Annotated in this window: 11 protein-coding genes and 3 pseudogenes; 5 read left to right on the plus strand and 9 right to left on the minus strand. The window is 67.5% G+C overall.

From position 1 onward, the window contains the following. Complete coding sequence (locus QRX60_RS45630) at positions 1-2,088, minus strand: hydantoinase/oxoprolinase family protein (protein WP_285997695.1); 2,088 nt, start codon at positions 2,086-2,088, stop codon at positions 1-3. 11 nt (positions 2,089-2,099) lie between these two features. Next, positions 2,100-3,299: a CaiB/BaiF CoA transferase family protein gene (locus QRX60_RS45635; RefSeq protein ID WP_101438410.1), complete on the minus strand. Its 1,200-nt coding sequence runs from the start codon at positions 3,297-3,299 to the stop codon at positions 2,100-2,102. Between the two features lie 147 nt (positions 3,300-3,446). Here QRX60_RS45635 and QRX60_RS45640 point away from each other — a divergent pair, with 147 nt between their 5' ends. Continuing rightward, on the plus strand, positions 3,447-4,115 hold the full coding sequence (locus tag QRX60_RS45640) for a GntR family transcriptional regulator (RefSeq protein WP_285997696.1): 669 nt from the start codon (positions 3,447-3,449) through the stop codon (positions 4,113-4,115). Between the two features lie 140 nt (positions 4,116-4,255). On the opposite strand, the pseudogene QRX60_RS45645 reads toward QRX60_RS45640, so the two are convergent. After that, positions 4,256-4,705, minus strand: a pseudogene (locus QRX60_RS45645) (IS3 family transposase); the annotation flags it as partial. 51 nt (positions 4,706-4,756) lie between these two features. Between QRX60_RS45645 and QRX60_RS45650 the strand changes: the two are divergent. Continuing rightward, positions 4,757-4,903 (plus strand): annotated as a pseudogene (locus QRX60_RS45650) (transposase); the annotation flags it as partial. A gap of 213 nt (positions 4,904-5,116) precedes the next feature. Next, positions 5,117-6,319 (plus strand): IS30 family transposase, encoded by a 1,203-nt coding sequence (locus tag QRX60_RS45655; RefSeq protein WP_286003832.1) that lies wholly within the window; start codon positions 5,117-5,119, stop codon positions 6,317-6,319. A gap of 37 nt (positions 6,320-6,356) precedes the next feature. Here the strand turns inward: QRX60_RS45655 and QRX60_RS45660 are convergent. The 4 genes and pseudogenes from QRX60_RS45660 to QRX60_RS45675 form a co-directional block, all read right to left on the minus strand. Then, positions 6,357-7,063: pseudogene (locus QRX60_RS45660) on the minus strand (transposase); the annotation flags it as partial. A gap of 289 nt (positions 7,064-7,352) precedes the next feature. Next, positions 7,353-10,817, minus strand: coding sequence for a tetratricopeptide repeat protein (locus QRX60_RS45665; protein ID WP_285997697.1), 3,465 nt, complete (start codon positions 10,815-10,817; stop codon positions 7,353-7,355). A gap of 686 nt (positions 10,818-11,503) precedes the next feature. Next, positions 11,504-12,556 (minus strand): hypothetical protein, encoded by a 1,053-nt coding sequence (locus QRX60_RS45670; protein WP_285997698.1) that lies wholly within the window; start codon positions 12,554-12,556, stop codon positions 11,504-11,506. Between the two features lie 117 nt (positions 12,557-12,673). After that, positions 12,674-13,503, minus strand: a protein-coding gene (locus QRX60_RS45675) for an IS5 family transposase (protein WP_408630145.1) whose coding sequence is annotated in 2 segments (ribosomal slippage) — positions 12,674-13,149 and positions 13,149-13,503 — 831 coding nt in all. Because the reading frame shifts where the segments join, the coding sequence is not laid out codon by codon here. Between the two features lie 108 nt (positions 13,504-13,611). Between QRX60_RS45675 and QRX60_RS45680 the strand changes: the two genes are divergently transcribed. Continuing rightward, positions 13,612-17,133, plus strand: a complete 3,522-nt coding sequence (locus QRX60_RS45680; protein WP_285997699.1) for an AAA family ATPase — start codon at positions 13,612-13,614, stop codon at positions 17,131-17,133. On the opposite strand, the gene QRX60_RS45685 is transcribed toward QRX60_RS45680, so the two are convergent. Continuing rightward, entirely contained in the window at positions 17,130-17,846 is a 717-nt protein-coding gene (locus tag QRX60_RS45685; RefSeq protein ID WP_285997700.1) for a helix-turn-helix domain-containing protein, read from the minus strand. The genes QRX60_RS45680 and QRX60_RS45685 overlap by 4 nt on opposite strands. Positions 17,847-17,906: 60 nt before the next feature. On the opposite strand from QRX60_RS45685, the gene QRX60_RS45690 reads away from it, so the two are divergent. Further along, a complete protein-coding gene (locus QRX60_RS45690) occupies positions 17,907-18,176 on the plus strand; it encodes a hypothetical protein (RefSeq protein ID WP_285997701.1) in 270 nt (89 codons plus the stop codon). A 53-nt stretch (positions 18,177-18,229) separates the two neighbouring features. Here the strand turns inward: QRX60_RS45690 and QRX60_RS45695 are convergent, their stop codons facing one another. Next, positions 18,230-23,959: a hypothetical protein gene (locus tag QRX60_RS45695; protein ID WP_285997702.1), complete on the minus strand. Its 5,730-nt coding sequence runs from the start codon at positions 23,957-23,959 to the stop codon at positions 18,230-18,232. Positions 23,960-23,991 lie beyond the last annotated feature (32 nt).

Consider the following 23,991-nt stretch of genomic DNA (forward strand, 5'->3'; position numbering starts at 1 on the left):
TCAGTTCTCCGTGGTGTGCTCGGCGGTCTCGGCGACCGGGCGGATGAGCAGGCTGCCGCTGGCGTGCACGGTGGCCGCGTGGCGGGGCAGCACCAGCGTGGTGGAGTCCATTTCGGTGACGATCGCCGGACCGGTCACCACGTTGCCCGCGAGCAGCTTCGCCCGCTCGTAGACGCCGGCTTCGACCTCGGCGCCCTCGACCCAGATCGCCGTGCGGTCGCGCAACGCGGGCGCGGCGTCGGTGCCGCCGTCCGCCAGCTTCGGGGAGGCGACCTGCGGGCGCGGCCCGTGCGCGGTGGCGCGGATCGTCACGACCTCGTGCTCGTTGTCGAGCACGAAGGAGAACAGCCGCTGGTGTTCGGCGTCGAACGCGCCGCGCAGGCTGTCCAGGCCGGCCCCGCCGCCGGTGAACCGGGTGATGTCGACCTCGACCGGGATCTCGAAACCCTGGCCGTGGTAACGCAAGTCGGCCGAGTAGACGACGCGGATGTCGGACTCGGGCACGTCCTGGCCGACGAGCGTGCCGCGCGCCTTGTCGGCCAGCTCGGTGAGCAGCACGCGCAGGCTCTCGTCGGTGAACTCGCCGAACCGGCGCACGAGCGTGCGGACGGCTTCGTCGCGCAGGTTCGTGGTCGCGTCGCCGTAGGCGCACAGCACCCCGGGCGACGGCGGGATGATCACCGGCCAGGCACCGGTGAGCTTGCCGAGCGCGTTGGCGTGCAGTGGTCCGGCGCCGCCGAACGCGACCAGCGCGAAGTCGCGCGGGTCGAACCCCTGCTGCACCGAGACCAGGCGCAGGGCCCCGAACATGTTCTCGTTGACGATGTCGATGATCCCGGCGGCGGCCGCCTCCACCGACCCGAGACCGGTGGCGTCCGCGATGGACTTGACCGCCGACCGGGCCGCCTCGCGGTCGAGGGTGATCTCGCCGCCCGCCAGCTCCGCCGGCAGGTAGCCGAGCACGACGTTGGCGTCGGTCACCGTGGGCTCGGTGCCCCCGGCGCCGTAGGCGGCCGGTCCCGGCGACGCGCCCGCGGACCGCGGGCCGACCCGCAGCGCCTGGGTGAGCGGCGGGACGTGGCCGATGGAACCGCCACCGGCACCGACCGTGCGCACGTCGACCGAGGTGGCGCGCACCTTCAGGTCGCCGACGGTGGTCTCCCGGCCGATCCGCGGCGTCAGGTTCTGCACCAGCGCCACGTCGGTGGACGTGCCGCCCATGTCGAAGGTGAGGAAGTCGGCGAAGCCCGCCTGCTCCGCCACCCAGGTCGCGCCGGTGACACCACCGGCGGGGCCGGACAGCAGCAGGCTCACCGGGTTGTCGGCCGCGGCGCCGGCGGAGACCAGGCCACCGTCGCTGCGCAGGATGCTGAGCTGGCCGGTGATGCCGTTCTCTTCGAGCTTGTCCGCGAGGTTGGCCGTGTACAGCTTCACCTGCGGCTGCACGGCGGCGTTGGCGACCGTGGTGATGGTGCGCTCGTACTCGCGCAGTTCCGGCAGCACCGAGGAGGACAGCGAGACCGGCACGCCGGGCAGTTCCTCCGCCGCGATCTCGCCGACGCGGCGCTCGTGCGCGGCGTTGGCGTAGGAGTTGATCAGGCTGACGCTCAGCGCCTCGATGCCCGCGGACCGCAGCTTCGCCAGCTGGGGCCGCACGTCGTCCTCGGCCAGCTCGTCGACCACCGAGCCGTCGGCGGCGATGCGGCCCCGGACCTCGACGGTGTTCTCCAGTGCCGCCAAGGGTTCCGGCTTGGGCCAGATGATCCAGCCGGCGAGGCCGCCGGGCACGAAGGAGCGGGCGATCTGGAGCACCTGGCGGAAACCGTGGGTGGTCACGAGACCGACCTTGGCGCCCTTGCCCTCCAGGATCGCGTTCGTCGCGACCGTGGTGCCGTGGTAGACGGAAGCGATCTCCGCCGGGTCCGCGCCGGCCACCGCGCACACGCGCTCGATGCCGCGCAGCACGCCGATCGACTGGTCCTGCGGGGTGGAGGACGTCTTGGCCCGGTAGGTCTGACCGGAGTCCTCGTCGATGAGAAGGATGTCGGTGAACGTGCCGCCCACGTCCACGCCGAGCCGGTAGGTCATTGGTGGTCTCCTCAGATGACACCGGCCGAGCGCAACGACACCAGCTCGTCGTCGGCGAGGCCGAGCAGATCGCGGTAGATGACTTCGTTGTGCTCGCCGAGCTCGGGCCCGACGTGGCGGACCTTCCCCGGCGTGTCCGAGAGCTTCGGCACCACGTTGTGCATGGCGAACTCGCCGATCTCGGGGTGGACCAGGCGGACGATCGCCTCCCGCGCGGCGAAGTGCGGGTCGGTGAGCATGTCCTTGGCGCGGTAGATGCGCCCGGCCGGCACACCCTTGTCGTTCATCAGCTCCAGCAGGTCGTCCGCCTTCATGGTGGAGGTCCACTCGGCGATGAGGCCGTCGAGCTCTTCCATGGACTTGCCGCGGGCGCCGTGCGTGGCGTAGCGCTCGTCGGTGGCCAGCTCGGGCCGCCCCATGGCATCGGCCAGCCGCCGGAACACCGTGTCCTGGTTGGCCGCGAGCAGGATCATCTCCTCGTCGGCGGTCGGGTAGACGTTGCTCGGCGCGACGTTCGGCAGCGTCGCGCCGGTGCGCTGCCGCTGGTAGCCCGCCACCTGGTACTCGGGGATCAGGGACTCCATCATCGCGAGCACCGCCTCGTAGATGGCGGAGTCGACGACCTGGCCCTTGCCGGTGCGTCCTCGGTTGTGCAGCGCCACCAGCGTGCCGATGCAGGCGAACGTCGCGGCGAGCGCGTCGCCGAGGGAAATGCCCGTGCGGGACGGGGCGCGGTCCGGGTCACCGGTGATGTACCGGATGCCGCCCATGGCTTCGCCGATGGAGCCGTACCCCGCGCGCTTGGCGTACGGTCCCGTCTGGCCGTAGCCGCTCACGCGGGTGATGATCAGACGAGGGTTCCGCTCCCAGAGCACCTCCGGGCTCAGCCCCCACCGCTCGAGCGTGCCGGGGCGGAAGTTCTCGATGAGCACGTCGGCCTCGACGATGAGCCGGGCGACGAGCCGCTGTCCTTCCTCGGTCCGCAGGTCGGCGGTGACCGACTGCTTGTTGCGTGCCACGACCGGCCACCAGAGCGACCGGCCGTAGGGCCGTTCCCGCCCCCACTGGCGCATCGGGTCACCGGTGCGCGGGTCCTCGACCTTGATCACCTGGGCGCCGAAGTCGCCGAGGAGCTGCCCGCAGAACGGCCCGGCGAGCAACTGCCCGAGCTCCACCACCCGCAGACCGGCCAAGGGCATCTCTTCAGGCATCCAGCACTCCTCGTTGTATGCAACTTTTCGCGACACGTGATCTGCGTCGCCGCTCGACCAGCAAAAAAGTAGAGCTCACGGTGGCAGCGTGTCAACGGCTCAGCGAAAGTTGCATACAACTCTGGTCGTCCTTTAGGGTCGTCCTCGATGAGCGACACGGCGTACGAGCAGGACGGCCGGCACGCGGCCGATCACGCCTACCGGCTGATCCGCGACGAGATCCTCTCCGGCAGGCGGGCAGGCGGGGAGTGGCTGCGCGAAGGCGAGCTCGCCGACTCGATCGGGGTCAGCCGCACCCCGGTACGGGAAGCCCTGCGCCGGCTCACCGCCGAGGGGTTGCTGATCTACGAACGCCACCGCGGCGTGCAGGTCAAGCGCTGGGACATCGCCGACCTCGACGAGATCTTCAGCCTGCGCATGGTGCTCGAACCGTGGGGCTGCAGCCTCGCCGCCGAACGTGCGACGGTCGACGTCGACCGGCTCGAGGAGCTGGCGTGCGCGATGGACGCGTTGGTCGCGAACGGCCAGCCGACCGACCTCGACGAGCTCACCGACCTCAACAACCGCTTCCACCGCGCGATCCTGGAGGGGTCGGGCAACAACCGCCTCGCCGCGGTGCTCGCGTCGGTCGTGCAGCTGCCGATCGTCTGGCGGACGTTCGCCCACTACCGACCGGAAGCACTGCGCCGCAGCCTCGCCCACCACCACGAACTGATCGCCGCGCTGCGCGCCCGCGACGCCGACTGGGCCCAGTCGGTGATGTGCAGCCACATCAAGTCGGCATGGCACTCCATCCGGGAGCACTCGCAGGCCTGACCTCGCCTCCCCGGCGCACGCCTTCCGCCGGAAGCGCAGGTCCGACCTCCCCCGCGCAGCGGTCCGCGATCATCCGTCAACGGCAGGCGCAATCTCGGGGGTCTGCCCAGACTTCGGTTGACACCGGAGCTGACTGTTTCTCAGGCCGCTGACGCGGTCGTGTAGATGGTCTCAAACTCGACCGGGGTGAGCTTGCCCAGCCCCCGTTGCCGGCGTTTGCGGTGATACTTCGTCTCGATCCAGGACACGATCGCCAACCTCAGCTCCTCGCGAGTGCGCCACCGCCGGGTATCGAGAACGTTCTTCTGCAGCAACGAAAAGAACGACTCCATCGCGGCGTTGTCACCACAGGCACCGACCCGGCCCATCGACCCGGCCAGCCCATGGGCACGCAGCAGACGCCGGTAGGCTCCCGACCGAAATTGAGCACCGCGGTCGGAGTGGACCACGACATCGCGCGGGTCGCGCAGAGCAATCGCGTTCCGCAGCGCGCTGACCGCGAGTGAGGCCCGCATGTGCGAGGCGATGGAGTAGCCGACGATCTTGTTGGAGTAGCAGTCCTTGACCGCACACAGATACAGCTTGCCCTCACCGGCTTGGATTCCACTGGTCGTCGCAACACCGACGTAGTGGTGGGGTTGATGACAGGGCGGAAGTACAGCAAGGAGCAGAAGGAAAAGTTCTTTGACCTGCTGGATCGTGGGGGCACGGTCAGGGCGGCGGCCACGGCCGGGGGCGTGCATCCTGAGGCTGCGTACACGTGGCTGCGGCAGGCGGGAATGTCGATGCGGCGCGCCAGTCCGAGGGCGTATTCGGAGGAGGAGAAGGCGGCGTTCTTCCGGTTGCTGGCCCAGCGGAACAACGTGTCTTCAGTCGCCCGCGAGCTGGGGTTCACCCGGGTGACGTGCTACAAGTGGGCACACGAGGCAGGGATCTTCACCAGCGAGACCAGGCAGGTCAACCCGCGGCGCGAACGGTTCCTGCGGTTGCGTCAGGACGGCATGAGCCGGGCCGAGGCGGCCGCAGAAGTCGGGGCGGACAAGCGCTCCGCGGCCGACTGGGACAGAGGCATCCGAGTTCTTCACGGAGGCCGTGAGTATCCCGACGGGCGTGTCGTGCGGTATCGCCAAGATCAGATACTGGCCGGCATGACATCACCTCGTGCGGCCGTGGTCCGCGGCGAACAGGTCGACCTTGCACGGGTGGAACGGGTGATCCATCCGCGCTATCTGAGCTTGCTGGAACGGGAACAGCTCCGAGACCTGCACCGGGCGGGAACCTCGATGCGGCAGATCGCGGCAGTGATGGGCCGGTCACCGTCGACGATCAGCCGCGAGCTCGGCCGCAACACGGAGTCCGCGCAGGGCTATCTGCCGCACGCTGCGCATCGGGCTTCGGTCCGGCGCCGGGCACGTCCGAAGGAGCCGAAGTTGCTGCGCAACAGGCAGTTGCGCGCCTACGTCAAGGCGAAGTTGCGCACGAAGTGGTCGCCGCAGCAGATCAGTCACCGGCTCATCAAGGACTTCCCTGCGGCTCCGGAGATGCGGGTGAGCACCGAGACGATCTACCAGGCGATCTACGTCCACGCCCGCGGCGAGCTTAAACGTGAGCTTGCCCGGCAGCTCCGCCGCGGACGGACGGTTAGGAAACCACGCCGCGATCCGAACACGCGGAGGCCGCGGTTCGTGGAACCGATGACCCCGATCACGATGCGGCCGCCCGATGTCGAGACGCGCGCGGCTCCTGGGCATTGGGAAGGCGACTTGATCATTGGTGCTGCGGGGAAATCGGCGATCGTGACACTCGTCGAGCGATCCAGCCGCTTCGTCATGCTGGGGCATCTCGGCCTCGATCGCAGCGCCGACACCGTTCGCGACTGTCTCGTCGCAGCTGTTGCCGATCTACCTGACGCGCTGCGGGGCACCCTCACCTGGGACCAGGGTGCGGAGATGGCTGAACACCGTGCGTTCACGACGGCCACCGACGTGGCTGTCTACTTCTGCGAGCCAGGCAAGCCCTGGCAGCGCGGCAGCAACGAAAACACCAATGGACTGCTGCGCCAATACTTCCCTGGCGGCACCGATCTGCGAGCCCACGACGCTGCGGCCCTGCAAGCCGTCGCCGACGAACTCAACGGACGCCCCAGAAAATCCCTTGGCTGGGAGACGCCCGCCGAACGCCTCGATGCTTTACTGAAGGCCTGACAGTTCCGACTGTTGCGACGACCGCTGGAATCCAAGCGGTGGGATGCTCAGTGATATCGGTCAACCACTTGGAATTCGGCGCGTCGGCAGTGAAATCACGGCGCACGAGGTCGTCGTGCACCGGCGGACCCGCCTGACGAGAACCGCCTTTCTTCTTGGCGTGCAACGAGAAGATCTGCTGCATCGAGCAAATCCGCCACACCCGGTTCTCCGAGACGCTGAAGCCCTGTCGGGCGAGTTCGTCGGCGATGAACCGGTACCCGTCCGCCGGGTCATCGGCATGGATCTCGAGCGCGGCGTTGATCAAATGCGCATCATCCCAGTCCCGCTGCGAGACCGGCGCCGCACACCACTGGTAGTAAGCCTGCCGGGAGATCCCCAGCACCCTGCACGTCACCGCGACCGGCACCCTGATCGGGGCGCCGGCCGCGGCCAGGTCACGGACGAGCGGGAACGCTATTTTCCCCGCAGGTTGCCTTGCGCCAGGTAGGCCGCGGCCTTGCGCAGGACCTCGTTCTCCTGCTCCAGCAGCCGGTTGCGCTTGCGCAGCTCCCGCAGCTCAACGGACTCGTCCCTGGTCACTCCGGGACGGGTGCCGTCCTCGACGTCGGCGGCGCGCAGCCAGTTGGCCAGGCACGACTCGGAGATCCCGAAGTCCTTCGCGACCTGCTTCAACGGTGTCTCGCCGCGACGGGCCACGGCGACCACGTCGTCACGGAACTCGCGGGGGTAGGGCTTGGGCACGATGACATCCTCTCAGGCGAGGCCGCAGCCTCACAGGTGAGGTGTCAACCAGACCCTGGGCAGACCCGATCATCGTCTACGACGGCGCCGGATGGCGATTGCAGAAGATCGATTCGAGCTGAGGTACGATCAACCCGGCTTCAAGATCGCGTTTCGCGATCCGTGGGGTAATACTGTGTCCGAGACTTGAACCCCCATATGTGGGATATCTCCCGTTTTTGGGGAGATCATGCCATCACTGTAGCGCAGAGTCACCGGACCTGCAGGAGCGGTCCCTGGCTAAACGCTCCTAGACCGCCTCTGAATCTTTGGACTCGTTCAAATCCCGGTCGACACCGTTCGCGCGGTGTAGCCGCAGACGGGCCGAACCGCTCGCACGTCCATCGCGCCAGGGGGGCATCAGGCAGGCTCGTGACGTGGGCGTCGCGGTCGCGATCATCCAGGCCTCACAAAATCCACGCAGAAGCTCCCGCGCCCCCGAGGAGTTCGCCCCGAGGTAACGGCGAACCCGGGCGAGGTTCTCGAAGGCGCCGAGCCCTCTCTCCAGCCCAGCAGCCATCCGGCCTTTGACGAGCCGCTCGTCAAAGACGTCGATTAGAACGGCGAGATACTCCACCATCGCGACGACGTCGAGCCGGATACCGGCGAGCCCACTGGGCTCCCCCTTTGCAAAGCCAGTGCCAGCCACCTTCGCGGCGTACTCGCGCAGTACCCCGCTGGTCAGTTTCCCGACGGGGCGCTCGTCGAGCACGGGGATGAGGGCCGCGCCGGCGCGGCGAGCGGCCGACCTGCTGACGCGGTCCATCGCGGCACGGGTGGTGCGGTCGAGCTGGCGCTGCACGAGGTGTGCGGCGACAATGGCCAGCTGCTCTTCGGACTTGTCGCACGCGATTGTCTCCGCCGTCCGGGCCAGCTCCCGCGCGAGGCCACCGGAGAACACGTAGGCGAGCGCGGCAAACTGCTCAGGCAGGTCGCGGATTCGCCGGTTGAGCAGCGATCTTGCCTGTTCGAAGGAAAAATAGTCGACCCGCACGATAGAGTCGAAGGCACTGTCGAACACTGTTCGCATCCCCATCGCGGCGAGCTCGAACTCCGCCAGCGCGTCCTCCGAGACCGACACGAGGAAATAGCAGTTACGTACGTTAAAGACTGCCTTGAGTTCGTTCAGAAAGCGTTGTGCACCCTCGCCGTCGCTGATCCGGTCGAGCTCGTCGATGCCGATGAGTACTTTCGAGTCATACTCCGCGACGAGCTGCGCGGTCAGCCCGAGGAAGTCGCGGAACCGGTCGACCAGCTCGGGATGGTTGAGCGGCACGTCGTCCCGCCGCACACTGGCCTTGCTCTTGTACCCTACGTTCGTCGCCTTAAGCGGCGTGAATCCCAGCGAAAACTCGCCTTCCTTGGTGTGACTCTGCAGGAAGCGGATCTTCTCCCGCTCCTCTCTGGCCAAGGCGGCCAAGTCAGCGGGCTGGACACTCCCGTCCGGCTGGGCCGGGCTTGTCAGCCTGAGCAAGCCTCTCGGCGCCGACTCACCTGAGCGGTTCACCAGACCGGGCGAGGTACGCGCGTACTCCTCAACGGCATCACACAACTTGCCGAACAAATGGGTGAGGAACTCCTTCGACTGGTAGCCGACGGGGGCGTCCACCTTGACGGTCAGGTCACGACGTACCCGGCGTTCCGACCCGGCGTCGCGCAAGAACTGTCCTGCACACCACCGGTCGAGCAGTGTCGACTTGCCCACTCCTCGCGGACCCGCCAGCGCGAAACTCCCCTTGCTGCGCTGCCTGAGCAGCCGTCGCAACTCGTCCGAGGCGGGGGTGTCGATCTCCACCGGCGCGTCCGAATACGTCCCGTCCAAGACCGGCAGGCAAGTGCCGTAGACCCGCTTGAGGCTCGCTCTCGCGCCGATCGCCAAGTGCAGCAACCCGTTGCCGTAAATACTGTTCAGCCATCGGTCGAACGCTTGTTGCGGAGCACGTGCGCTCGGTTTCGCGAAACGGAGGCGAAGCAGGTTGCCGCCCAGAACCGTACCGATCAGCGCGACCGCCACGACGATCCCGGCGACGCTGCCGGGCACGGCGCCGAGCTGCTGGACTCCTATCCAAACCGACGCGGCGAGCACCGCGACACTACCCAGAACAGCGAGAACGATGCCGAGATCGACCGGGAGACGGACAAACCGGTTCAGCGCGGCGACCGCGAGAAACACCACCGGGAGACCGGCTGTCAACGCCAGCCGCCAGCCCGAAAACGGGTCGCCGTGCCCGGTGGCCAGCCATACCAGGAGCGCGATCGCGCCGGCCGCGAACCCGAAGGCCGACTCGAACAGCGCACGGCCGAGAAGACGCCACACGACGCCTCTCCGAGCGCGATCCGTCCGGACCTGGAACCGGGCCCGCGCGTGCAGATAATTCTGCTCCTCTTCGAACGCACGTTGGAGCAGCGCGCGACGGTCCTCAACCACGCGCTCACGCAGACGGCTTACGACCGGCCGGGCCAGTCCGAGCTTCACGCACACCTCGTTCGTGAGCAGTTCCAGCACCTGCTCCGGGTCATCCTTCCCGTTCTCCCACGGCCGATCGATCTTCATCTCGATCGTGGGCGACTCGAGCATGCGCCACGGTTCCCGGAGCCACCTCACGGCCGCGTCCACCTTGCGGTTGCCGGGCAACTCCGCGCAGAGGACAGCGACAATCTGCTCCGCCTCGGCGATCCGCTCCAGGCTGATCAGTGCTCCCACCTTCGCGATCCGAGCGCTGAGATCGCGCGGATCTCGATCAAGCACGGGTTGGTAGGACTCGAGACGCGCGCGCGGTTGTTCGCCCGCGGCCGTCATGATCTCCGCACGGCAGAGGTGCAATTGCGGGCTGGTCGGTTCGCGCGCGATCGCGGCGTCGACCGCCTGGAGAGCGGATTCGAACCGGTCGTTGCTCAGGTGAATCAAGATCTTTCCGTTGGTTACTCCCGGCAAGGGCGGGCCGACCCGTTCGGAACGATCGAACTGCTCCATCGCCTGATCGCTCAGTTTGCGATCACCGGTCACCTCCGCGCGGTGCAGAAGCGCCCAGCCGTAGATCTCGAGAACCACAGCAGGCGGGTCCGGTTGTCTGTTCACCAACTCCTCTGCCTGAGTGACCAGCTCTTCATCGCCGCTTTCGGGCCGCCGCCGCAGCTCCAGCCGGAGCAATTCCGCTTGAAGGAAATGGGGTTCGTCCTTGATGGCTCGAAGGACAGCGTCCTCGGCCGCCGGCAGATTGTCCTGCTCCAGCCAGCACATCGCCCGTTCTACCAACGCTGGTGCGGTCGAACTCAGCCGGGGGCGCATATTTTCCAAGACCTCTTCGGCCCGCTGGAGACGGCCCGACATTCGGTATGCCGTCGCGAGGCCGGTAGCCCCTTCGACAGATGATTCATCCAGCTGAACCGCTCTTTCGAAAGCCGCAATAGCCGCTTCGTCGTCCCGCTCGGCGGATCCACAGTCGACGGCGAGGTATGACGGGTCGTCTGGCTGACCGAGCGCGACGAGGCCGCGCGCAAGTGCCACGTCGACAGAATCGTCCCGATCACCAAACGCTTCAAGTTGGCAGCGTGCGTCGCTCCACCGTCGGAGCATCCACAACGCGCGCACACGTCCCGTCAATGCACGGACATCATTGCCATCTTCGCCGATGACTTCGTCAAAAATGGACAAGGCAGCGACGCCGTCGAACCGGCATAACGCGGCATAGCCCTTGTCAAGCTGGGTGCTCATCACCGCACCTCCCCACTCACAGCTTGAGTAGGCCGTCGCCCTCGCTCTGTTACGCAGCTACCCGCCGCGGCAATCTGGTCGTGACACAACTGTGTCGTTACCGGCACACGCGCAGGCAGAAATGTAGAACCGGTTCCTTGTTCTTAGGACCACCTGTAATCGGATTCCATTTGGACGCGCGGCCCTGCTGGTTGCCGTTCCAGCGGGTGCGGCGCGCACTGCGTTTCGACCTGCTTGACGAGAGATAACGACGCCCCGAAAGACACTAACGTAGTCGCGGACTCCGGAAGGCCTCAACAACGAGCTCAAAGTGTACGCCAATCGAACAGGACTGGCTCATTAGCGTCTGAGCGCCGCTTTCAGTCCGAACGACTACCTCGCACATGGCTCAACTCGCTACCTGCCTCGCTCAATCCACGAATCGGCGCGGGTTAGGTAAAGCACGCGAGGCTTAACCCTGTTGACTTCTTCGACCGCAACCCGCCCTGGATATCCCGAAGTGCGCACTGCTCCCCCGACAAGCCCCGCCGAGCCGACCGTGACTGAGCCCAGCGGGCCGCACGCCGAGCACGGCTCATCCCATGTCGGCCCGGTCACCAGACGACCTCCGCAGGGGTGATCCGTTCCTCGCCGGCCTGCCGATCGCCTCGACGGAGCGGCAGAGGACCGCTCGCGCTGAGCCTGGACTACGATTCCTCAGAAGTTAACCGCGTAAGGATGGAGCGCGCGACTGCCCAACGAGCGCCCTCGCGACGGATCCAGCCTCCCGGCGCCAACTGCGCCGCAACGGCCTCGCGGAGAGCCTGCCGTTGTATCTCGTCGAGGCCGTCCAGCATGGTCTTCGCCAAGAGCAGTCCCTGGTACTGCTCGAACGCCGACCTCGATCGCCCGACGGCGTCGACCACAATGCCGAAGTCGGCGAGGTCGCTGTTCCCCTGCATGAGCCCGAGTGCGAAGACTCGAACACCAGGGCTGTCCTGCGCGAAGAGTTCACGAGCCTGTTCAGCAGTCCATCCCTGTCCGGTAGCCGCCAAGCGAGCGATGTTCGTGATGCTTTCCATTTCGCTGGTGCGCAGCGGCCCGGCCGGCAGTTGCCGGCTCTGTTCGTACCGGCGGCCGAACGCCTCCACCTCCGGTCGGAGGTATCCGATGGCTTCGGAGCGCAGGGCCTCGGCACGGTCCGAGTCGCCGGAAAGTTCGGCGTACTGCGCCTCGACGAACCGGTCGAGCGCTTCGTCGTCCGCCCGGGTCAGTGCGGCCACCAGCAGCAGCCGCGTGGTCAGCCACCCGGCGATGAATCCACCGACCGCGAAGAAGACCAGCATCGCGCCCACGAACGCGACCGCGGTTCCATCGGGCCGGACGGTCGGGGCCACCACACCGACGAGCCGGCCGAATTCGCGGCAGATGGACCCGATCTGGGTGAGGCCCGCGCCCACGAGGATCTTCGTCAGCCAGTCGGAGATCTGCTCGAGGTTGGTGTTGGCGGCGTAGTTGCCCGGGCGGGTGTCCGATCGGTCGCCGGTGGCATTCGCCCACGTGGCGAGGACCTTGGGCACGCCAAACAGGAAACCGAGGAAGCCACCGGAGACGAAGGCCGCCGCGGATACCATGATCAGCACCGCAAGGGCTTGGAGCGCCCGGTCGCCCCCGGCGGCGTAGCCGACCTCGACGAGAACACCGAAGCCGACACCGAGTCCGAAGGTGACGAAGCTCCTCTTCACGACCGTCCCCCGCATGAGCTGAGCATCGGACGATCGTACCTTTCGACCTTCCGCGGACGGATCTAAACTGTGCGGCACACCTTGGAGTTGATGTGCCCCTTGATCAGGACACAGAACGCTTTAGAGGTTGTCTCATGTGGTGAGTTTGCGGAGTCTCTTGTAGCACGTGAGGCTGGCTCCGAGAATGAGGAAGGCAAGGAAGTGCTCAGCTTTGCGTTCGTAGCGCAACGTGAGGCGCCGGTATCCGGTGAACCAGGCCATCGTTCGTTCGATCACCCAGCGGTGCCGGCCGAGCTTGTCCTTGGATTCGATGCCTTTGCGGGCGATGCGGACCTTGATGCCGCGGTCGCGGACCCAGCGCCGCAGGCCGGGCTGGTCGTAGGCCTTGTCGGCGTGCAGCTTGGCCGGCTTGCGCCGCCGCGGACCACGACGGGACTTGATCGCCGGGATCGCCATCACCAGCGGTCTGAGGGCGTGGCTGTCGTGGGTGTTGGCCGCGGAGACGGCGACGGCAAGCGGCAGCCCGGCGCGATCGGACAGGGCATGGATCTTCGAGCCGGGCTTGCCGCGGTCGACTGGGCTGGGCCCGGTCAGAGATCCCCCCTTTTGGCCCGCACGCAGGCACCGTCCACGATCGCGCGGCTCCAGTCGATGAGGCCCTGGCTGCCGAGCTCGTCCAATAGCGCATGATGCAAGCGTCGCCACAGCCCGGCTTTGGTCCACTGACCGAAGCGGCGGTGCGCGGTTTGGAACGGCACCCCGAACGACGGCGGCAGATCCCGCCACGCACATCCACTGGTCAGCACATACACAATCGCCGTGAACACCGCGCGAGCGTCCACCGGCGCCGTGCCACCACCCTGCGGACGCGGCGCGAATACCGGGATCAACGGCTCCACCAACGCCCACAGCTCGTCCGGCACCAACCGCAGCGACAACCGATCCACCACAGCCAAGATCATCGCTTACCAGCGCCCGATCACCACGTAAGACACGCTCTTATTGCCACGATTCCCCACCCGCCGGCCCGCGACGCGCTGCGGACCTGGGCTGCGCAGAACAACATCCAGTTGCGCTCGGAGGGCTGGGTCAGCTCGGGCTTCACCTCGGCCGTCCTGTTCGGGGTCACCATCGACGAACCGGGCAAGCATCCGCGGTGTGCGATCTTGAAGATCAAGCCGCACGTGAGTCGTTCGGGAAGCAACGAGAGAACTGCCCACCAGGCCGCGCGACAGGACTCGGAACAGTTCGCGAGCGAACACATGGTCGGCCTCCCTTGCCACGCCCTGGGATTCGAGGGCGGCGGTCAGCTCATGTTCCAGGACGTCGCCGGTGGCGGATTCGACGAACTGATCGGATCCGGGGAAATCGCCGGGAGGCACATCGCCGTAACAGACACCTACCGCCTCATCATCAAATCGTTGTTGACCGAGTGGAACACGGGAACGAACCGGGTGTCCGGAAGGACATCGGCCGTGCCGGCCGGGAAACTGCTGGCCGCCCTGCTCGGCGCCCGAATCGAGCCCGGCGGCACCGTCCACGCGTGGGCCGCGGCGCACCCTGGACTCCTACCCGACCCGAGGCGCTGGCTGCGTCACGGCGACCTACCCGTCGTCAACCCCTTCGCGCTCGCCAGGGACGAGTCGTTCGCGCGAACCGTGACCGTGCTCAACTTCCCCGGCAAGATCCACGGTGACCTCCACCCGGACAATCTGCTGGTGGCGAAAGCCGCCAGTGAGCCGATCAGGTACTACCTGGTCGACCTGTCCCGATACGACCCGCAGGGACCACTGCCGTGGGACCCCGCCTACCTCATGCTCACCACAGCCGCGCACCACCTGAGCACCTTGAGGCACGTCGATCGGCCGAAACTGCGCACCGCCTTGCTGGACCCGGCGAACCCCCACGAGGGCGTCCTCCCGGCCGCGCTCGTCCAGACCATGAAGGGCATCCACCAGGGCGAACTGGAACACATCGATCCCCTGGGTCAGGCCGCGAACTGGCGCAAGCTCCGGCTGGTCTGCGTGGCCGCCATCGGCCTCATCCTCTCCGGGCGCCAGATCATCACCGAGGTCGACCGCGAGTGGTTCTTCTGGCTGTCCGCGTTCGCCGCCACCGAGCTATTCGGCGACACCGTACCGGACAAGGATCCGCTCGTCCTGCCCGATTCGCTGGTCGCGCGGTCACCGCAACGTATTCCGGCATCGCGGCCCGCCGGACACGAGGAGATCGCAGCGAGAGCAGCGAAGGCCGACCACGCGCGCAAGCTCCTCGACCGCGAGGATCAGCAGCTCAAGCTGAGGACCCGGCTGTCGACGGGCGTGGGTGGCATCGTCATCGTGCACGGCCCGTCGGGTGCCGGAAAGTCCACCCTGGTCGACGCAGTCTTGGCGGAGGTGGAACAGTCCACCCGGACAAGGCCACGTCGGCGCGAGGCCGTGCCGGACATCCCGTTCGACGTACGCACCTTGACCGAAGCCGTGACCAGTGACTCGGCACCGCCCACCGCCGAAAGGGACACCAAGTCCTCCATCGCCCGGCTGGAGGGGGCGCTCGGCGACGAGCCCGTCATCATCGTCGTCGAGAACGCAGAGAACTTGCTGAACAGCGCCAGTGGAAAACTGGCCGACCTCGATCTCGACGAGGCGTTCGAGCTGCTGTCGACGTCCCAGCACGCGGTCACGCTGGTCCTCGTCACCTCCAGCCCACTTCACTCGCCACACGGTGGCACGTGGCCTCGCAAGGCGGATACCGTCGAGGTGCACGACCTCCCCTACGAGCATTTCGTCGAGTTCATCAAGACCTTGGACGACGTCTACCCGTCGGGCTTGTCAGAGCTGTCACCTGACCTTTCACGCCGGTTCCACCAGGCTGTGCACGGCATTCCTCGCGACGCCGAAATAGCACACGCGATTCTCACCCTCGACGACAGCACCGTCGACGCCCCTTCCCTCGCCGAGCAGCTCACAGCTGTGCCTTCCTCCGCCACACCACGACTGCTCGCCCAGATCCTGCTCGATGGCGTCAGCTTCCGCAGGCGCGTTCTCGACGCACTGGCGGCCTTCGCGGTGCCCGTCGCCAGCGACGCCCTGGTAGCCGTCCTGGCCGAAGAACTCCGCGAACCACAGATCCGGATCGGTCTTCGACAGCTCATTGCGCGACGCATCGTGCGCCAGGCGTCGAACCAGGTGTACCTACCGCCGTCCGAGGTCAGAAAGATCCTGGACGAGGAACTGGAAAGCAGCCACTCGAGCCTGCTGCACCAGGCCGCGTACGAGCTGCGGAAGCACCGGCCCACATCAGTGCGCAGCCTGGCCGATCTTCGCATCCACTTCGCCGAAGTCTCCTGCTTGATCAGAGCTCGACGATTCGCGGCCGCACACGGGGCGATCGAGTCGATCGACAGGTTCCTGCGTGACTGGAACTGCAGCCACTTGCTGCGCGAACAGAGCATCGCTGTGCAAGGCCGGACGAAAAGTCCCACTGTGGAGATAGCGAACGACAACCGGCTCGGCCACCTGCACTCGTTGGCTGGCGAGTTCGGAGCAGCGAGTGACGCCTACGGGCGTGCACTAAAGATCGCCGAGCAGCGCAGGGATACGACGAGGCTTACGACACTGCGCTCCAACCTGGCCTCGATGTACGCCCGCCAGAACCAAACTGGGCGGGCGTCCGGCTATTACGACCTCGCCCTCCACGACGCAGTCGCCGGGAATCAGCCGACGGTCGCCATGGCAGCGATGGAAGGACTGGCGGACTGCCGCCGTCGGTGGGGGCGGTATGACGAGGCCATCATTTACGCCGAGCAAGCCCTCGAAGTGTACGACCGGATCGAGCTCGTGTCGGACCGGAAGGCCGCCGCGTCCCGGGCGTTCCAGTGCACGCTCAAGCTGGCGCGCTGGCACTCCGAGCTGGGATCGCCCGAGCGCGCGGCCCACTACCTCAAAACGGCCCAGCGGACCACGGCACAGCACCCCGACTTGTTCCTGGCAGGTGCCTACCTCGACGCTCGCGCCGACTTCGAGCTCGGTTGCGGCGAGATCGGACCGGCGACGGAAACGGCCACGGCGGCCGAAGACTACGCACTGCGGATCGCCGATCCGGTCACCCTCATGCAGGCACGCACGACGCTCTGCGTCGCGCGCCTCGCCGTCGACGACCGCAGGACCGCTGCTCAGCAGATCATCCGAGCTCTTCGGTACCGGCGTGTAGGACGCGCACTGATCGTTCTGGCACTGCGGGCGCTGACCGAGCGGCTGCTGAACCACACTGACAGCGCTGACGACTGCTTCCGGCAGTTGTATGAGGAAACGGCCGGGAGAATCAGGCTGGACAACGACGACTTCACCGCCTGGGACATGCAGGGCTTCGCGCTGTGCGGGCTCGACCCCACCGGGCCTGCAGTGCTCGACCGGGCGGTCAGGGCGTTCCGGACCGCCCGGGACCTCGCGACTTCGCCGACGCCCCTGCTCGTCGATCGCCTGAGGTTCATGCTGGCGCAATTGGACCGGGACAGCCGGCACCCCGGGCTGCTGCAGCCGGCCATCGACGGCTGCGGCACCGGCTCCAGCCGCGCCGACTCGCCGGACTAATATCCCGCGGCCGGCGCCGGGACGAGCCATCCGAGCTCCTGAGCGCGGATTATAGCTTCGGTCCGGTTGTTGACGCCCATCTGCTGGTAGAGCAGCCGCAGAAGCCGGAACATCGCGCGCTCCGAGTAACCGACATCGGCAGCGAGCCGTGCCACCGTCGAGCCCGCCGCGAGGTGGCGTAGCCACGACACCTGCTCGGGCAGTGGCACGCCCGCCACACCGGTCTGGGCGGAACCGGCGGCCAGCACTTGCGCGACGGCGGCCGGCAGTACCGCTTGACCGTCGATCGTCGCCTCGACGGTACGACGCAGCGCCGCCGTAGTGACATCCCGCCACAGCACCGACCGGGCGCCGGACTGCACCGCTGCCGCCCCGAGCGCCGAGGCGTTCCGCTCCACGAGCGCGACCACGAAATGCTCCCTGCCCATGTCACGGAGCCGCCGCAAGATGCTCCACGTATGTTCGGACGACAGCGTCAGCAACACCAGAGTCCGCTGAGCCCTCTGCGCCCAAGAGAGCACATCCGCCGGACACTCCACGCTGTAGCCGGCCGGTGACAGTACGGAGAGAATTCCCTGCCGGTACATCGGCAACGGGTCGACGACGGCAACAGGGACAGTCACCGTTGTCAGCTTAGGCACGCGATCGATCGCACCCGCAGCCGTGCAGGCATGCGCCACGACGTAAGTCACGTTCACGCCAGCTTCGGTCATAGCCCGGCGGCACCGGCTCTTCTTAGCTTCGAAAGAACACCGAACGTCGGGGAGGGTCGCATGGTCTACGACGACGACACCTACGAGCCACCGCACCTCTTCATTCCCGGTTCCGATCACCTGGCCGACTACGACCTGGCGCATATCACGGTCGATGCTCTATACCGCGTCGTGGAGCTCAAGAACGCGAATCCGGACTGGGGTTCGGAAGACGTCTTCGATCAAATGCTCGACGAAGGTCATCGGATCGAACACGACGACGTGGCCGCACTCTTCGACGCGATCGGCTGGGACAACGGCCTGGGTGGAGACGGAATCCCGGTCATGTGATGTGCCGGCGATTCCGCCTCGTTGCGTTCCGACTGAAGGCCGCTCGCCGGTTATCAATATGCACCGTTTCGGCGTGAAGTGGAGGACATGCGCCAGGCCGCCGCGATGACCGGTTCGACCTCCCACAAGCCATCTTGCGGCCGCTCCACGAGCACGTCCAAGTTCCGCAGGACGTTCATGGTCGCGGCCCCGCCGTGGTCATCGAAAAGCGCCAGGAGATCGTCAATAGCAAGAGCCTCGTCGTAGTTCACGAACTCGCCGAACGCGTCTGCGCAAGCGGGCATCGTGGCTAAGCCGACCGCGTCGACCAGTTCTGCCGCGCCTTCCGGCCTGGTGAGCTGCTGGCGGATCTTGTCGCACACCCGCCGGGCACTTCGCGCCTCCCCCGCGGCCAGCTCCGCAGCTTGGTTCAGCAAGCTCGTCCAGCCCCCGGTGATCTGGAGCAGCTCTGCCTGACTACCCGAGTCACTGAAGGACGTCGTCAGGTTGTCCGCTCCGAACCACGAGCGGAGTCCGTCCGCCGAGATGCGGCGCAAGGGGACGACGAGGTCGGCGAGATCGGCCCGATCCGAACCACAGATCGCGGAGAACACCTCGCCAGCGTCGGCGCTGACCAGCGCGACCACCGTGCGGGTCACCCCGGCGGCGGGCAGCAGCTCGAGCGCCTGGTGGACCGCCGTCCAGGCGCTTTCGACCTTCATCCCTCCCAGGTCGCAGAACACGACCCGGTGCGGGTCGCCGGGCTTGCCGCCGCGAAGTTCGCGCCGATAGCTCTCCGGAGACGTCGCCTTCTCCAGCGTGAAACGCGCTCCGACCCGGCGGTCCTCCTCCTGGAGCAGCTGCTGCACGTGGTCGGCGCCCGTCGCGCGGCTGCCCAGGACCAACCGGAGGCGATTGGAGCGTTCGATCAGCGTGGCGAACTGCTTCTCGGTCAGTGGGGCGGCCAGGCCGTCGGCGACCGTGCGGCGGGCATTCTCGGCGGCGAGCCTCGTCGGAGCCCGCCATTCCGAGCCGAACAGCTCGTCCTCGATGTCCTGCGCCGAACCCAGCAGGCGCAGGACGTTGCTGGAGCGCAGCCGCCAGCCTCCGTCCGCCGCAGCGAGCACGCCGAGGCCGCTCATCTCCTCCAAGAGCGACCGAAACTCGTCCGCTCCTTGCCCGGTGAAGCCGGCGGACCACCAGGAGTGGCATTCGTCGCGCAGCTCGCCGGTCGCCATCGTTCGGTCGGCACCGTGCTCGAGTGCGGCCAAGGCCACCACGAGGGCGATGAGCTTGTACCGCGAGTCGAGGTTCAGGGTCAGCTGGACCGCTTCCCGGACCTTCTGCCGGACTGTTTCGGATCCGATGACCCGCTCGAGCTCGTCGTCGTTGATCACGTAGCGCGGGTTGTCTTCGCGTCGCTCGTGCGCGGATCGCACGAGCGCTTCCCCGACGAGCTGCAGGAGCTTGGGCTGGTAGTTGCAGTACGCCAGGACACGGTGGATGAGCTCGTCCGACGAGAACGAGATGCCCAGCGTTTCCATCGGCGTGAACATCAGCTGGTAAGCGGGTTCCGGGGCCAGCGGGCCAATCGCCAGCGCATCCCCGAAGTGGGCGGCGGCGAGCGGCTGGTTCGGCAACTGCGCGAACCGCTGAACCTGGTGCAGACCCGCGAAGACCGGCTTGAACCGGCGTTCCGTCGAGTTCATCAGGTCACGCAGGCGGGTGGTCGTCGCAAAGCCGGTCGTGGCGTCCGCGTCGAAAAACTCGTCGCTTTCGTCGAGCAGTAGTACCAACCGTCGTTGGGCATCCGCACCCAACCAGGTCTTCACGACCCGTTCGGCGTGCTTGGCCGCATCCCGTCCTCGTTGACCCGGCGCGGTGATCTCCCGCTCGGCGAGCCCGGCGACGATCATATCCCAGAGCGCGTCCGGCTTTCGCGTCACGCCGAATCCGGGCAGCGAGAGGTATACCGCGATGTTGTCCGGCGTAACCTCAAATCGGCGAGCCGCCGCCTGCAGCACCGCCGACTTGCCGAGCTGCCGTCCGCCGTAGAGCAGGTTGGCCCCGTGCCGCTCGAGGATGGCGGACCGCTCCGCTTGCCGACCTTTGAACATCTCGCTCGGCACGTTGCCCGTCGCATGCGGGTGGTACGGGTTGGTCGTCGCGAAGGGCAGGAGGATGCGTTCCGTGGCCGCGAACCGGCCACCGCCGTAGGCGGCGAGGTAGGCCAGTGCCATGTCGTCGAGCATGATCACCGGCTTTTCCGGCCGGGCCGCGGTGGCTTTGCTCAACGCCCGTCGCTGACTCGCGGAAAGCGTCCCGAATACGGCGACCAGGACGGGCGCGTCGCTCGTGTCCTGGGTGACCCAGGCGAAGAGCGTCCGAACGTCGGGTGCGTTCCAGCACAGCATGAGCCGCAGCTGGTCCCCAGCCAGGGAACCGAACGCCGGGATCAACGCGTCGCCGACCCGTTTCACGCCGCTCAGCTCGACCCAGCGCCGGTTCGGCCCGTCGGACAGGCCGGCCGGGCGCTCGGCGGTGAATTCGATCCCGGCCAGCCGGAGCGCCTGGGCCAGCGCAGGCTTGAACGCCCGGTGTCGCCGGTCGCCACCAAGGTCGAGCCACGCATGCAGCCCGTCGGCCGCCGCGGTGCGTTCCGCCGGGGACAGCGGCCCGAAGTCCAGGCAGTCCGCGAGGACAGTGCCACTCTCGGCGGCCTTCAGCGCATCGCGCACCACCGTGGCGGGAAGGGTGTCGAGCGCGGTGAGAAACCGAGGCAGGTCAGGGGATTCCGGTGCGCTCGGCGGCTCTTCACCACCGAGCGCGACAAGCAGGTACTCCTCCGCGGTCGCGAGATCTCCGGCGTCGATCCGGGCGCGGATGCGGTCCGCGGCGTTCTCGGGGACGCGCTGCCCGGCCTTGTTCAGCTCGGAGGTCACCCGTTCCCACAGTTCCGCCTTGGCCTTCGCCGCGTACTCGGGCAGCCGGCTGTCTATCTCCTCGAGTAGCCGGCGTACCTGGTCCAAGTCGTCACGGTCCGGCCGTGCGGCTTCGAGCTGGGCCAGCACATCGGAGCGCGCCGATTCCAGGAGCTGCCCCAGCCGGGCGGCTTTCTGGACCCGGCCTTCGATCTCCGTGGCCAGCGCGCGCACCTGGGCTCGTGATCGGGCCACGGCCTGTTCGAGCCGGTCGAGCAGCGGGGTCATGTCCCGGCCGGCTTCCTCGGCGATCGCGTCGACGATCGTCCGGGCGGCGACGAAGTCCTCGATGGCCAGCCGCTCGTCGAACGCGGTCTCCCAGCCGGTGCGGTCGGCGAGCCGGATGTCATCGAGCGTCATCTGCCGGGCCGGGACGAGGTCGGCGCTGAGCCGCAGCGGTGCACAGCGCAGCAGGTCACGGTTCAGCACTGCGCGCGGGTCGGGCTCGGCACCCTTCAGGCTTTCGCCGTCTAGCATGTCGATGCTCTGTTCGAGCAGAGCCAGGCAGGTAGTTGCCGCGGCCGCCAGCACGGGGTCCGCACTTTCGTGACGCAGGACATTGAGCTCGCCGGAGGCTCCCTCCCGTTCCTCGAGCACCCGAGCGCGGAGCTCGGTCACCTGCGCGGGTATCGGGTGGGTCCCGTGCGCGGCGCTGGCTTCCGCTCGCACGGCGTCGACCCACACCCGCACCAGGTCGAGCGACTCCGCGACCTGCTCGATGATCTTGCGCCGGGAAGCGCCTTCGAGCGACCGTGAACCGGAGCTGCGCAGGCGGTCGTCGATGGTCTTGAGCTCGGCGACAAGATCCTGGCGCCGGCTGAGCTTGCGCAGCGTTCCGACCGCGGTCTCGATGTCTTCCCGCCGGTCAGCCGCCGCGATGGCCACCGCCCGCCCGACCAGCCCGTTCGGTGCCCACCACGTTTCCGCGATCTGGTTGGCCCGCGGGAACCGCAGGTTCCTGCTCCGATCGCGGTCGGCGGCCGCGGCCTCCGCCGCGGCGGCGATGTCGTTGTCGGCAACGGCGATCGGGGCTAGCTCGGCCAGCAAGGCCTGGTTGTAGAGCAGCCCGCGCGCGGAGGCCTTTCCGATCGCCGACGTCAAAGCGGTCAGGTGAGGCTGGCGCTCGAAGTGCCCGCTCAGCTCGTCCGCCAGTTCACCGGCATGGGGATCGGCCATCACCAGCGCCGCGCGTACGGCCGCCGTCAGCAAGGTCAGCTGGGCGGCCTGATGACCGTCGAAACCGTGCAGGTCGAGGTTTTCGAGCGAGTCCCGGACTTCCTTGGCCGTGGTACCCGATTCGGTCCGGACGGCCGTCGCCAGCGTGAGCAGCCGGGTCGCTTCGGCGAACTGGTCGTCTCCGGCGATGTCCGCGGCGTGGTGGGTCAGAGCGAGCTTGCCGGCACTGAGCAGTTCCGCGGTCAGTTGCCGGCCCTCGGTGTCGGCTGCCTGATCGGCGTCGTCCGGCTGATCAGTGGGAGCTGATACATCGGGCGTGGCAGTCTGCTGGGCGGGAGGCGCCACCGCAAGCGGTGCGGGCGGCGGTTCAGGTTCCGGCGAGGGCTCCGCCACCGGCGTATCACGCGGTTCCGGCTCGTCGTCCGGGCGGAAGCCGAGCCTGCCCATGAGAGCGATCACGAGTAGTGGCTGGAGGTCGCCGGGCAGTGCCGCCTGCGCCGTCTGGTGGAGTTCGACCACCACGCCGGGTTCCCCCGCGGCCGCAGCGTCGACCAGGCGGGCCAATGCGGTCAAGCCCTCGGCCCGGCTTCGCCGGGCGTCGTCCCAGTCGTCGCTTCCGAGCAGCTCACTCGCGGCGCTGCGGACGCTCGCGATCATCTCCCCGTACTCCGGCGGGCCCACGAGACCCTCGAAGCGTTCGAGTTCGGGGTGTTCGTCCGGCCGGCTTGCCCGCTCGGCCGCCTCCTCCAGCTTCTCGGCCAGAACCAGGCAATTTGCGAACTCCGATTCCGAACTCGCACCTTCGAGAAGGGCTTGCGCCGATTCGGCCTGCGGTCCGAGGGCCGCGATCGTCGCAAGGTCTTCCGCTGACGCGGTCCGGGAATCCGCCAGTTCAGCGGAAACCCTCGCTGCTGCGCGCTGGGCCTCCGCGAGGGCTTCGCGGAGCTGCTCGGCCGTCTTGACCAGCTCGTTCACCTCGGGCGCCGGAACGGGAAGAACCGTCTCTGCCGCGCCTCCGCTCACAGCTTCGAGCTTCCGGCAAGCAGCAACGACGGTGTCGACGAGCTCACTCGGCCAGCTGGGCAACGCAAGCTTGCTGCGCAGCGCGATCCGCAGCGCGGCCACTGACGCGGGCCCGCGCTGCCAGTCGGCGATAACGGTCAACCGGACCGCGCTCGCCTGAGCCGGATCGTCGGTCAGGGCCTGCCGCAAGCTATCGTCGTCGTGGCTCTCGCACCATTCGGTCAACGCCGGGGCCAGCGCTCGACGCACTGGCGACACCAGAAGCTGCAAAGCACGCGTGCGCCGCTCCTCGGGCCAGGCCCGAAGGCGGGTGAGCCCGTCACGCGCTGCCATCGGCGTCGGCCGCTTCGCCGGGGGGACACGCAGGTCGCGCAGGAAATTCGTGCGGTTGGGATTCGGCAGTCGCCAGACCAGCCGGGAAAACTCCTCCGCCGTCACGAGGTCGAGCGCCGTCTCGACGACGTCGCCGAGCCGGTCCAGCAAACCGGCCAACTCGGCCTGAGCACGCCGACGCGCGGCCTCGTCCGAATCGGTCGCCGTGGCGGCCTCGGCCAGGAGCTCGGTGGTCCCGAGCGATCCGCCGAAGTCCGTGTCATGACGGTGACGCCGGTGTGGAGCGGCCATGGTCGGCCACCTTCCTCTTCGAAGTTCGGGTG

It is taken from the genome of Amycolatopsis mongoliensis (genome assembly GCF_030285665.1).
GTDB classification, from domain to species: Bacteria; Actinomycetota; Actinomycetes; order Mycobacteriales; family Pseudonocardiaceae; genus Amycolatopsis; species Amycolatopsis mongoliensis.

Bases quoted from the DNA above. Each gene is read 5' to 3' on its own strand.
- QRX60_RS45630 (WP_285997695.1), bottom strand. From the start codon at position 2,088: ATGACCTACCGGCTCGGCGTGGACGTGGGCGGCACGTTCACCGACATC.
- QRX60_RS45635 (WP_101438410.1), bottom strand. From the start codon at position 3,299: ATGCCTGAAGAGATGCCCTTGGCCGGTCTGCGGGTGGTGGAGCTCGGG.
- QRX60_RS45640 (WP_285997696.1), top strand. From the start codon at position 3,447: ATGAGCGACACGGCGTACGAGCAGGACGGCCGGCACGCGGCCGATCAC.
- QRX60_RS45655 (WP_286003832.1), top strand. From the start codon at position 5,117: ATGAGCCGGGCCGAGGCGGCCGCAGAAGTCGGGGCGGACAAGCGCTCC.
- QRX60_RS45665 (WP_285997697.1), bottom strand. From the start codon at position 10,817: ATGAGCACCCAGCTTGACAAGGGCTATGCCGCGTTATGCCGGTTCGAC.
- QRX60_RS45670 (WP_285997698.1), bottom strand. From the start codon at position 12,556: ATGCGGGGGACGGTCGTGAAGAGGAGCTTCGTCACCTTCGGACTCGGT.
- QRX60_RS45685 (WP_285997700.1), bottom strand. From the start codon at position 17,846: ATGACCGAAGCTGGCGTGAACGTGACTTACGTCGTGGCGCATGCCTGC.
- QRX60_RS45690 (WP_285997701.1), top strand. From the start codon at position 17,907: ATGGTCTACGACGACGACACCTACGAGCCACCGCACCTCTTCATTCCC.
- QRX60_RS45695 (WP_285997702.1), bottom strand. From the start codon at position 23,959: ATGGCCGCTCCACACCGGCGTCACCGTCATGACACGGACTTCGGCGGA.